General features: G+C 66.2%; 11 protein-coding genes and 1 riboswitch. Of the genes, 8 read left to right on the top strand and 3 right to left on the bottom strand.

Features of this window, described 5'->3' with window-relative positions:
* Nucleotides 1–92 precede the first annotated feature (92 nt).
* The 5 genes from fliE to BJG93_RS15760 all read left to right on the top strand — a co-directional run bounded on the left by fliE (nt 93) and on the right by BJG93_RS15760 (nt 3318).
* Complete coding sequence (fliE, locus tag BJG93_RS15780) at nt 93–428, top strand: flagellar hook-basal body complex protein FliE (RefSeq protein ID WP_027199164.1); 336 nt, start codon at nt 93–95, stop codon at nt 426–428.
* A gap of 251 nt (nt 429–679) precedes the next feature.
* Complete coding sequence (gene fliS, locus BJG93_RS15775; RefSeq protein ID WP_027199163.1) at nt 680–1114, top strand: flagellar export chaperone FliS; 435 nt, start codon at nt 680–682, stop codon at nt 1112–1114.
* Nucleotides 1111–1437 (top strand): flagellar protein FliT, encoded by a 327-nt coding sequence (locus BJG93_RS15770; protein WP_027199162.1) that lies wholly within the window; start codon nt 1111–1113, stop codon nt 1435–1437. The genes fliS and BJG93_RS15770 overlap by 4 nt, the downstream gene beginning before the upstream one ends.
* 106 nt (nt 1438–1543) lie before the next feature.
* On the top strand, nt 1544–2959 hold the full coding sequence (gene fliK, locus BJG93_RS15765; RefSeq protein WP_071336574.1) for a flagellar hook-length control protein FliK: 1416 nt from the start codon (nt 1544–1546) through the stop codon (nt 2957–2959).
* Complete coding sequence (locus BJG93_RS15760) at nt 2959–3318, top strand: EscU/YscU/HrcU family type III secretion system export apparatus switch protein (protein WP_071336575.1); 360 nt, start codon at nt 2959–2961, stop codon at nt 3316–3318. Before fliK ends, BJG93_RS15760 begins: the two co-directional genes overlap by 1 nt.
* Before the next feature lie 605 nt (nt 3319–3923).
* Here the strand turns inward: BJG93_RS15760 and BJG93_RS15755 are convergent.
* The 3 genes from BJG93_RS15755 to BJG93_RS15745 form a co-directional block, all read right to left on the bottom strand.
* Entirely contained in the window at nt 3924–5342 is a 1419-nt protein-coding gene (locus tag BJG93_RS15755; RefSeq protein ID WP_027199160.1) for a coniferyl aldehyde dehydrogenase, read from the bottom strand.
* Nucleotides 5343–5448: 106 nt separating this feature from the next.
* Nucleotides 5449–7137, bottom strand: coding sequence for an isovaleryl-CoA dehydrogenase (locus BJG93_RS15750; protein ID WP_027199159.1), 1689 nt, complete (start codon nt 7135–7137; stop codon nt 5449–5451).
* A gap of 299 nt (nt 7138–7436) precedes the next feature.
* On the bottom strand, nt 7437–7577 hold the full coding sequence (locus BJG93_RS15745; protein ID WP_231337408.1) for a hypothetical protein: 141 nt from the start codon (nt 7575–7577) through the stop codon (nt 7437–7439).
* A 24-nt stretch (nt 7578–7601) separates the two neighbouring features.
* Nucleotides 7602–7734, top strand: a riboswitch (S-adenosyl-L-homocysteine riboswitch).
* A 33-nt stretch (nt 7735–7767) separates the two neighbouring features.
* On the opposite strand from BJG93_RS15745, the gene ahcY reads away from it, so the two are divergent.
* From ahcY to metF, 3 genes are all read left to right on the top strand, one after another.
* Complete coding sequence (gene ahcY / locus BJG93_RS15740) at nt 7768–9186, top strand: adenosylhomocysteinase (RefSeq protein ID WP_027199158.1); 1419 nt, start codon at nt 7768–7770, stop codon at nt 9184–9186.
* Between the two features lie 173 nt (nt 9187–9359).
* Entirely contained in the window at nt 9360–9713 is a 354-nt protein-coding gene (locus BJG93_RS15735) for a phage holin family protein (RefSeq protein ID WP_027199157.1), read from the top strand.
* An 11-nt stretch (nt 9714–9724) separates the two neighbouring features.
* Nucleotides 9725–10555: a methylenetetrahydrofolate reductase [NAD(P)H] gene (metF, locus tag BJG93_RS15730; RefSeq protein ID WP_027199156.1), complete on the top strand. Its 831-nt coding sequence runs from the start codon at nt 9725–9727 to the stop codon at nt 10553–10555.
* The last annotated feature ends 26 nt before the right edge of the window (nt 10556–10581 follow it).

Below are 10581 nucleotides of genomic sequence, written 5' to 3'. Positions count from 1 at the left end.
GTTTCGGGACTTTCCGCGAGGGGCCGCTGCTATGCTTTCGTCCAGATCGGTACACCTTCCGGCGGTCCGATCGCACATCCAACGGAGAAAACATGAGCATGCCCGTGAACGCGCTTTCGTCGGCGCTGCAACAGATGCAGGCGATGGCGGCGCAGGCGGCCGGCGACGCGACCCCGGCGGCCGAGCAGTCCGGCGCGGCGACGCCCACCAACTTCGCGGCGGCGCTTAAGGCGTCGCTCGACAAGATCAGCAGCGACCAGCAGACGGCGATCGGCGAGTCGAAGGCGTTCGAACTTGGTGCGTCGAACGTGTCGCTGAACGACGTGATGGTCGACATGCAGAAGGCCAACATCGGCTTCCAGTTCGGCTTGCAGGTGCGTAACAAGCTGGTCGCCGCGTACAACGACATCGCGCAGATGTCGATCTGAGCGGGGCTGCGCGGCTTGGCCTCGACGGCTACGCGAGGGTTTGCGCAAGTCCCGTCCGACCATCCGGCAGCCTCGCGCCGCGTTTCCTGTGCGCCCCCGGCGGCGCTTTCGATCCCTCCTTGCACCGGCCTAAAGCTTTGTCGTCGCGCATCCGATAACCAAAGTACATGTCAGCGAGCGGCGCGGCGACGCGCCGCGCCGCTCGGTCACGCCACGACTTAACCGCAGCCAGTATGAGAGGAGGAGCGCCGATGTTTTCGCCGGGACACGCTGGAGCCAACGCGTATGCGCGCGTCGGCATCGAGACATCCGTGATGGGCGCAAGTCCGCATCGGCTGACTGTGTTGTTGTACCAGGGCGCACGGCAGGCAATCGCGCAAAGCCGCATGTATTTGCAGCAGGGCAACGTGGCCGAGCGTGGCATGGCGATCAGCAAGGCGATCCGGATCATCGAAAGCGGGCTGCAACAGTCGCTCAACCTCGAGGTGGGCGGCGAGGTCGCCGCACGGCTGAACGCGTTGTACAGCTATATGACGCGGCGGCTGCTGCAAGCCAATATCAATCAGAGCGAGGCGATGCTCGTGGAAGTGGACGGTCTGCTCGCGACCCTCGAAGAGGCATGGATCGGGATAGCCCCGGAGGTCGCGCGGATGGCAGCTCAGCCAGCTGCGGAAAGCCTGAGATGACATCGAACGCAGAATATTTTGCCCGCTATGAAGCGGTCGCCGCGCTGTCCTGCCGCATGCTGACGGCGGCCCGTCGTGCGTTGTGGAACGACTTGGTCCATTTGCAGGACGAGTATCGGCATCTGGTCGAAGCGCTGCGGGAGGCCGACGTGGGCGTCAAGCTCGACGAGGCCGAGCGGCTGCGCAAGTACGCGCTGATCCGCCAGATTCTCGCCGACGACGCCGCGATCCGCGACCTCGCGAACCCGCGCATGGCGCATTTGTCGGCGCTGTTCGCCGGCCGGCCGACGCGCGTGCTGAAGGAGCTGTACGGGGCGCGCTGAGTGTGGACAGGTGCGCGGGTGAGCTGGCGGCGCGCCGCGCGCGTCTGCAGGATCGAAGCAATCAGAGCATCGCGCGGGTTGCCGCGGATGCGACCAAGGAACCGGCATGAACGGAATCGATTCGGCCCTCGCTTCAGTGCTGTCGAGCCGGATCGACAGTCTGCTCGGCATCGCGCCTGGCACTGCGACCACCTCGCAAGCCGGCGCGGCCGGCGTCGATACCGTACCGGCCGCGGCGCCTGTGAACGCCACGCCCGCGCCGCAGCCGTCCGCGCAGACCGCGCTGTCGGCGGTCGCGCTGACCTTGAACGCGATCGCGCATTCAGGCGGCGAGGCGACACCCGCCGTGCTCGGTCGCGCGCCGATCTGGGCGATGGCGCCGGCACTCGAGGTCGCCCTCGAGGGCTTGCCGCTGAGCGATGCGGCCGGTAGCACCGCTGTCGCCAATTCCACCGCTGCTTCCACCGCTGCTTTCACCCTCAATCCCGACCCTGCTGCCAACGCAACGGCAGCTGCCACGGCGAGCGTGGCGGCGAGCGAGGTGCCGGTTGCGGCGCTAGCGGCCGCTCTGGAACGAACGATTGCCGACAGCGGCCTGTTCTACGAGGCGCATCTCGCGGCATGGCTGATCGGTCAGCGCTCGCCGGCCGAGCTGTCGCACGAGGCGCAGAACCAACTAGTCGCGCAGTCGCCATTGCCCTCCGACTGGAGCGCCGACGATGGCGACGCGAACGCGTGGTTCGCCTCGGCGAACGGCGCCTCCGCGGCAACGCCACGCGGCGCACCGAACGCCGCTGACAACAGCCCCGCCGCACACGCGATGCCGTCGATCCTGAACGCGCAGGCCGCGCGCCTCGTGGCCGGCGAACTGCTGGCCAATTCGGTCTCCGACCTGAACGGCCAGTCCACGCATACGGGGCTGCACGGCGGGACGCCGCAAGCGGCCGACGCCGGTTCATCACAACACGCGCAGGCGATGGCGGCCGCGGTGCATCCGGCGACCGTGCCGCTCGTGCGCCAGCAGCTCGATCTGCTCGCGACCGGGCAGTTTCGCTGGACCGGCGAGGCGTGGCCCGGTGCGCGTCTCGATTGGACGATCGAGCAGGACGGCGACGAATGGGACCGCAGCGGCGGCGGCGTCGCGAGCGAGGACGACCAGCCGTGGCGCACACGCCTGACGCTGTCGCTGCCGACGCTGGGCACCGTCGACGCCGAACTCACGCTGACCGGCATGCGGCTCACCGCGCGCGTGCAGGCGAGCCCGCGGGGCGCTGCCCGGCTCGCGATGCAAGGTGACGGATTTCGTCAGCGGCTCGCGGCGGCGGGAATCGAGTTACAGGTGTTGACGATTCGCGAGATCGGCGGCGGTGCACCGGGCACGGCGGCGGGCGCGTCGGCGGCGGGCGCGTCGGCGGCGGGGGCGCAGGCGGCATCCGCCTATGCGCGTTCGGCGGCCGCGGCTGTCACTGCGTCGGCGGGGTCGAGCACCGCGTCGCGCGACGACTTCGATTGGGACATTTGATGAGCCGCACCCATCGCCGCAGCGCGGCTGCGCTCGTGTACGACAAGCAGGGCGGTGAGCCGGCGCCGCGAGTGGTCGCGAAGGGATATGGGCTGCTCGCCGAGATGATCGTGCAGCGCGCCAAGGAAGCGGGGCTGTATGTGCACGAGGCGCCCGAGATGGTGTCGTTGCTGATGCAGGTCGATCTGGATGCGCGGATTCCACCGCAGCTTTATCAGGCTGTCGCTGAGTTGTTGGCCTGGTTGCATCGGCTGGAGAGCGGCGCTGACGCCGAGCCGGGGGATGGCGCTGGCGCGGGGGATGTGGTTGATGTTGTTGCTACTGATTTGGGGGAAGAGGGACGTGGTGCCCTTCGGTAGGGCGGCGGTTTTTTGTCGTTGTTCTGGCCTGGTTGTGTCTTTCGTTGTTCTGGCCTTGTTGGCCTTTCCTTGATTTCTTGTCGGTCTATTGGCGTTGCCCCTGTGCGGGGCGGCACCTACTTTCTTTGCTGCTGCAAAGAAAGTAGGCAAAGAAGACAGCTCACACCGCAAATTCTTAAGCGGGTCCCTCGGTCCGCCTCCGGCAGTGGTGCATCTGGAATCCGTGCTCCCGCCCATTCGGCGCTTGTGACAAGGCAGTCATTCTTCCGGCGGCGCTGCGCGCGCCGAAACCCCGTTCCCAAACCATCGGTCGGTTTCCCTGGCAGACCCGTCCACGACGCACGCAGTGCGAAGTGGGAAGAATGACGGCTTTGTCACTGCCGTCGAATGTGCGGGGGCACGGATTCCAGATGCACCACTACCCCCTCCAAGCCAGGGGACCCGCTTAAGAGCTGGCGGTGTAAAGCTGTCTTCTTTGCCTACTTTCTTTGCAGCAGCAAAGAAAGTAGGTGCCGCCCCGCACAGGGGCAACACCAATAGACCGATAACAAAGCAAGGAAAGGCAACCAAGCCAGAACGAAAAACCCCCCCGCCCGAAGGGCAAATCAAACCCTCATCATCACCTTCAACACCGCGTTCACGCGCCACCCATACGGCGGCGCGATCAACCCCCGCGCATTCCACCGCGATTGCATCAGCACCGGTTTCATCTTCGAAAACGTGACGAACCCCTCGTACCCGTGGTACGCCCCCATCCCACTCGCCCCAACCCCGCCGAACGGCAAACTCTCACACGCAAGATGCATCAGCGTCTCGTTGACCGCCATGCCGCCGGCAATCGTCTCATGCGTGACACGCTCGACCGTCCGCGCATCGTCGGCATACAGATAGAGCGCCAGCGGTCGCGGCCGCGCATTGATCCACGCGATCGCGTCGTCGAGCGTGTCGTACGGCACGAGCGGCAGCAGCGGCCCAAAAATCTCCTCCTGCATCAGCGCGCAATCGTCCGGCGCGCCGGTCACGGCGACCGGCGGAAAGCGCCGGCTCGCGGCATCGGGCGTCGCGTCGGTCAGCGGATGCAACTGCGCGCCGGCGGCCCGCACTTCGTCGGCGAGCCGTTCGAGCCGCTCGAAGTGCCGCGCCGAAATAATCGACGTGTAGTCCGGATTCTGCGCGAATTGCGGATACATCCGCGCCATGCGCGCGCGCGCCCGTTCGATGAACGCCTGCTCCTTGCCGCGCGGCACCAGCACGTAGTCCGGCGCGACACAGGTTTGCCCCGCGTTCAGCGTTTTGCCGGCGACCAGGTTGTCGACCGCGTTGTCGAAACGGGCATGCGCGCCGATCAGCGCCGGCGACTTGCCGCCGAGTTCGAGCGTGACCGGCGTCAGATGCTCGGCCGCCGCGCGCATCACCTGGTGACCGACCTTCGTCGAGCCGGTGAACAGCAGATGATCGAACGGCTGTGCGCTGAACGCGGCGGCGAGCGCCGCGTCACCGTTGACGACCGCGACGTGATTGCGCGCGAACGTCTGGCCGATCAGCTGCTCGAACAGCGCCGAGGTGCGCGGCGTCAACTCGGACATCTTGATGATCGCGCGATTGCCGGCCGTCAGCGCGCTGATCAACGGCCCGACCGCGAGCAGCACCGGATAATTCCACGGCACGATGATGCCGACCACGCCCAGCGGCTGCGGCACGACCTTGGCGCGCGCCGGCAGCAGCCACTTGTTGGTGCTGCGGCGCTGCGCTTTCATCCAGTGCTTGCCGCGGCGCAGCGCGGCGTCGATCTCTTCCTTCACGAGCACGAATTCGGCGAGCAGCACCTCTTGCTTCGCGCGATTGCCGAAGTCCGCGTGCATCGCGTCGGCAAGCGCGTCGCGATTGTCGAGCATCAGCTTGCGCAGCGCGCGCAGATGCGTCGCGCGCGTGTCCCACGACGGATACGGCGCGCGCAGATACGCATGACGTTGATCGCGCAACAGCGCTTCCAGCGCGGCGAGCTCCGGCAGATCGTTCTTCATATGCGTCCACTCCCTGATGCATGACGATGCGCGTCGAGCGCGCTTATTGGTTTGAGCTTGCGTCGGTGTTGCGAGCGTGCGCTCGGGGTTTGGGCGCCCGTCGCGCTTAGGCGGGAAACGCGCGCTCGACGATCGCGGCGTGATCGAACGTGGCCGGCAGCGTGCCGTACACGCGACCGCTTTCGCCGCAGCCGTCGGCGAGACGCGTCGCGATGAACGCGTCGGCGACAGCGGCGGGCGCGTGTTGCACGAGCAGGGTCGCCTGCGCGATCAGCACGATCTGCTGCGCGATGCGTCGTGCCGACGCCTCGCGCTGTTGCGCCGGTCCGTTCAGCGTCGCGGCGAGACGCCCGAGTGCCGTGCCCAACGCCGGATGCACGCGCGCGACGTCCTGCCATGCGGCGAACAGCGCCTGCGCGGCTTGCGGCTCGCGCTCCATCGCGCGCAGCACGTCGAGGCACATCACGTTGCCCGAGCCTTCCCAGATCGAATTGACGGGCGCCTCGCGATAGAAGCGCGCCATCGGTCCGGTTTCGACGTAGCCGTTGCCGCCCCAGACTTCCATCGCCTCGCCGGTGAATTCGAGCGCGCGCTTGCAGACCCAGTACTTCGCGGCCGGCGTAACGATGCGCCGCCACGCGCGTTCGGCCGACGAAGCGGAGGACGCGTCGGCGGATGGCTCGAACGCCCGCGCAAGACGCATGAACAGCACTGTCGCCGCCTCGGATTCGAGCGCGAGATCGGCGAGCACGTTGCGCATCAGCGGCTGCTCGGCGAGATGCCGGCCGAACGCGCTGCGATGCCGTGCATGATGGATCGCCTGGACGAGCGCGGCGCGCATCAGCGCGGCGCTGCCGATCACGCAATCGAGCCGCGTGTAGCTCGCCATCTCGATGATGGTTGGCACGCCGCGTCCTTCGTCGCCGATCATCATGCCGTACGCGTCGAGAAATTCGACTTCGCTGCTTGCGTTGGAGCGATTGCCGAGCTTGTCCTTCAGACGCTGGATGTGCACCGCGTTCTTGCTGCCGTCGGGCGCAAAACGTGGCACGAAAAAGCACGACAGCCCCTCTTGCGTGTCGGTGCGCGCGAGCACCAGATGCGCGTCGCACTGCGGCGCCGAGAAAAACCACTTATGGCCGACGAGCCGGTAGGCGCCGCCGCGCCCGCCGGCACCATCGAGCGCATACGCGCGCGTCTGGTTGCTGCGCACGTCCGAGCCGCCCTGTTTCTCGGTCATGCCCATGCCGATCATCGCCGAGCGCTTCTGCGCGAGCGGCACGTCGCGCGGATCGTGCTCGCGCGTGTACAGCGGCTCGCGCAGCGTGTCGAACAGCGCGGGTTCGCGCTGTAACACCGGGATGCTCGCGAACGTCATCGTCAGCGGACACAGTGAGCCCGATTCGATCTGCGCATGCATGAAGTAGCCGGCGCAGCGCGCGGCCATCGCGCCGCTTCGCGGATCGGAAAACGGCAGCGCGTGCAGCCCTTCGCGGCGCAGCAGCGCGAGCAGCTGGTGCCACGCGGGATGAAACTCGAGCGCGTCGATGCGCTCGCCGCGCGGACTATGCGTGACCAGCTCCGGCGTATGCCGATTGGCGAGTTCGGCGAGCGCGAGCGTGTCGGGCGTCGTCAGCGCCGCGCCGTGCCGCAGCAGCGCGTCGCGATGCCAGCTCGCGCCGTCGCGATCGACGGCCGCGCTCAAAGCGGCGTCGCTCGCGAACAGGTTGTAGTTCGCGAGTGGCGGTGCCTGATTCGTCACGTCGTGCGTTTGGCCGAAGCCGTGCCGTTCCATCTGCTGTCTCCGTGCTTTGTCTATTGTGCGCCGCTTTGCCGACGGCGATCCACGATGCGCTTCGAGGCGCCGGTTCGAGCGCCGCACGTGACGCCGCATGCGGGAAGAGGGCGCGGTTCGCGCCACGTTTGAGTGCCGGGCGCGCTCGGCGGACGGCCGCCCGCGCGAGCCGTGCACGCCTTTCATCATAAGGGGCGCGATGCCGCCGGCGCTTAGAGGGATCGCTCTGTCAGGAAGCCGCCGTCGCTGGCGCGAAGCTCGGCAAATGCAGCCTGCGCGACGTAGCCGCCCACCGCGCGTCACTCGCCTGCGGACGTCTGCGTTCCATCCGGCGCTGCGATTGCATCGAAGCCGATCCCCGGGCCGGGCATGAAATCGGCGCTGGCTTGCGTCCGCAGCGTTTCGCGCGCGACGTCGAGCCACGCGCGCGCCGAAGTCATCTCGATTTGCTACAATCGCCGTTCGTCTTCGAGGAGCGTTGCGACGGGTACCGCGAATCCGCATTCGCCGGCCGCCTGCCAGGCTCGAAGGCTTCAATCGGCAGCATGAAGCGCCCCGCGCGATTCCGAACGCTGCCTCAAACCGCGCTCACGTCACATTTCTAGTCATTTTCTTAGAAAGGAGGGCGTGATGAACGCCGCAGTCATCGATTCCCAGAACCAGGATTACGTTGTCGCCGACATGTCGCTCGCCGCATGGGGCCGCAAGGAACTCACGATCGCCGAGACGGAAATGCCCGGCCTCATGCAGACGCGCGAAGAGTACCAGGCGCAGCAGCCGCTGAAGGGCGCGCGCATCGCCGGCTCGCTGCACATGACGATCCAGACCGGCGTGCTGATCGAAACGCTGACCGCGCTCGGCGCGGATGTGCGCTGGGCCTCGTGCAACATTTTTTCGACCCAGGACCATGCCGCCGCCGCGATCGCGCAGGCCGGCACGCCGGTGTTCGCGTTCAAGGGCGAATCGCTCGACGAATACTGGGAGTTCTCGCATCGCATCTTCGAATGGCCGAACGGCGAGTTCGCCAACATGATTCTCGACGACGGCGGCGACGCGACGCTGCTGCTGATCCTCGGCTCGAAGGCCGAGAAAGACCGCTCGGTGATCGCCAAGCCGACCAACGAGGAAGAAATCGCGCTGTACAAGTCGATCGCCGCGCACCTCCAGATCGACCCGACGTGGTACTCGAAGCGCCTCGCGGCAATCAAGGGCGTCACCGAAGAAACCACCACGGGCGTGCACCGTCTGTACCAGATGGAAAAGGAAGGCCGCCTGCCGTTCCCGGCCATCAACGTCAACGACTCGGTCACGAAGTCGAAGTTCGACAACCTGTATGGCTGCCGTGAGTCGCTCGTCGACGGCATCAAGCGCGCGACCGACGTGATGATCGCGGGCAAGATCGCGGTCGTGGCCGGTTACGGCGACGTGGGCAAGGGCTGCGCGCAATCGCTGCGCGGTCTGGGCGCGACCGTGTGGGTCACCGAAATCGATCCGATCTGCGCGCTGCAAGCGGCCATGGAAGGCTACCGCGTCGTGACGATGGAATACGCGGCCGACAAGGCCGACATCTTCGTGACCGCGACCGGCAACTACCACGTGATCAACCACGATCACATGAAGGCGATGCGTCACAACGCGATCGTCTGCAACATCGGCCACTTCGACTCCGAAATCGACGTCGCGTCGACGCGTCAGTACCAGTGGGAAAACATCAAGCCGCAAGTCGACCACATCATTTTCCCGGACGGCAAGCGCGTGATCCTGCTGGCCGAAGGCCGTCTCGTGAACCTCGGCTGCGCGACGGGCCACCCGTCGTTCGTGATGTCGAACTCGTTCACGAACCAGACGCTCGCGCAGATCGAACTGTTCACGCAGGGCGCGAAGTACGAAAACAAGGTGTACGTGCTGCCGAAGCATCTCGACGAGAAGGTCGCGCGTCTGCATCTGGCGCGCATCGGCGCGAACCTGACCGTGCTGTCCGACGCGCAGGCCGGCTACATCGGCGTCGACAAGAACGGTCCGTTCAAGCCGAACCACTACCGCTACTAAGCATGCGCCCGCCCGCGGGTCCGAGGTGCGCTTCGGCGCGCCCGGCCGCACGGGCGGCGGTGCAAGCTTGACGGTCCGATCCCGGGGCGGCGCGCAATGCGCCGCTTTGTTCGCCAGCGCCGCTTTCCGTTTGCTGGATATCTTCTCCGCACAGGTGCTTAAAGGAGTTCTACATGACCGTGCTGCTGACCTGGCTCATCAACGCGCTCGCGCTGCTGATCATCACCTACATCGTTCCGTCGATCCATATCCGTAGCTTCGGCACCGCGCTGATCGTCGCGATCGTGCTCGGTCTCATCAATGCGGTTCTGCGGCCGGTGCTGATCCTGCTGACGCTGCCCGTCACGATCCTCACGCTCGGACTCTTCATTCTGGTCGTCAATGCGCTGTGCTTCTGGCTGTGCGCATCGCTGCTGAAGGGTTTCGAGGTGTCGGGCTTCTGGTCGGCGTTCTTCGGCTCGATCCTGTACAGCATCGTGTCGTGGCTGCTGTCCGCGCTCATTTTCGGCAACCGCAGTCTAGGTTGACCTCTTCGACTATGAATCCGATCGAACTCTCATTCGAATTCTTCCCGCCGAAAACGCAGGAAGGCATCGACAAACTGCGCGCGACGCGCGCGGAACTCGTGTCGCTCAAGCCCAAGTTCGTGTCCGTCACGTTCGGCGCCGGCGGCTCGACCCAACAAGGCACGCTCGATACCGTCATCGATATGGCGAAGGAAGGTCTCGAGGCGGCGCCGCATCTGTCGTGCATCGGCTCGTCGAAGGAAAGCCTGCGCGCGATCCTGGGCGAGTACCGCGCGCATGGCATCCGTCATATCGTCGCGCTGCGCGGCGATCTGCCCTCGGGCATGGGCGCGTTCGGCGAGCTGCGCTATGCGTCGGAGCTGGTCAGCTTCATCCGTGCCGAGTTCGGCGACTGGTTCTGGATCGAGGTGGCGGGCTATCCGGAATACCATCCGCAGGCGCGCTCGCCGCGTCACGATCTCGAAAACTTCGCGCGCAAGGTGAAAGCCGGCGCCAACTCGGCCATCACGCAGTACTTTTTCAACGCGGACGCGTACTTCCGTTTCGTCGACGATGCGCGCCAGCTCGGCGTCGACGTGCCGATCGTGCCCGGCATCATGCCGATCACGAACTTCTCGCAGTTGATGCGCTTCTCCGAAATGTGCGGCGCCGAAGTGCCGCGCTGGATCGCGCGCCGGCTCGAGAGCTTCGGCGACGACCGCGAGTCGATCCGCGCGTTCGGCCTCGACGTGGTGACGGATCTGTGTCGACGGCTGGTCGACGCGAAGGTGCCCGGTCTGCACTTCTATACGCTGAACGCCGCCGCGTCGACCAGGGCGATCTGCGATCGGCTTGGCGTGTAAAGCCGCTCCCGCGCGGCCCCAACCGC

It is taken from the genome of Paraburkholderia sprentiae WSM5005, from assembly GCF_001865575.2.
Classification (GTDB): Bacteria; Pseudomonadota; Gammaproteobacteria; order Burkholderiales; family Burkholderiaceae; genus Paraburkholderia; species Paraburkholderia sprentiae.
The sequence above is the reverse complement of the archived record's forward strand: the minus strand, read 5'-3'. Positions and strand labels throughout refer to the sequence as shown.

Bases quoted from the DNA above. Each gene is read 5' to 3' on its own strand.
- fliE (WP_027199164.1), top strand. From the start codon at position 93: ATGAGCATGCCCGTGAACGCGCTTTCGTCGGCGCTGCAACAGATGCAG.
- fliS (WP_027199163.1), top strand. From the start codon at position 680: ATGTTTTCGCCGGGACACGCTGGAGCCAACGCGTATGCGCGCGTCGGC.
- BJG93_RS15770 (WP_027199162.1), top strand. From the start codon at position 1,111: ATGACATCGAACGCAGAATATTTTGCCCGCTATGAAGCGGTCGCCGCG.
- fliK (WP_071336574.1), top strand. From the start codon at position 1,544: ATGAACGGAATCGATTCGGCCCTCGCTTCAGTGCTGTCGAGCCGGATC.
- BJG93_RS15760 (WP_071336575.1), top strand. From the start codon at position 2,959: ATGAGCCGCACCCATCGCCGCAGCGCGGCTGCGCTCGTGTACGACAAG.
- BJG93_RS15755 (WP_027199160.1), bottom strand. From the start codon at position 5,342: ATGAAGAACGATCTGCCGGAGCTCGCCGCGCTGGAAGCGCTGTTGCGC.
- BJG93_RS15750 (WP_027199159.1), bottom strand. From the start codon at position 7,137: ATGGAACGGCACGGCTTCGGCCAAACGCACGACGTGACGAATCAGGCA.
- BJG93_RS15745 (WP_231337408.1), bottom strand. From the start codon at position 7,577: ATGACTTCGGCGCGCGCGTGGCTCGACGTCGCGCGCGAAACGCTGCGG.
- ahcY (WP_027199158.1), top strand. From the start codon at position 7,768: ATGAACGCCGCAGTCATCGATTCCCAGAACCAGGATTACGTTGTCGCC.
- BJG93_RS15735 (WP_027199157.1), top strand. From the start codon at position 9,360: ATGACCGTGCTGCTGACCTGGCTCATCAACGCGCTCGCGCTGCTGATC.
- metF (WP_027199156.1), top strand. From the start codon at position 9,725: ATGAATCCGATCGAACTCTCATTCGAATTCTTCCCGCCGAAAACGCAG.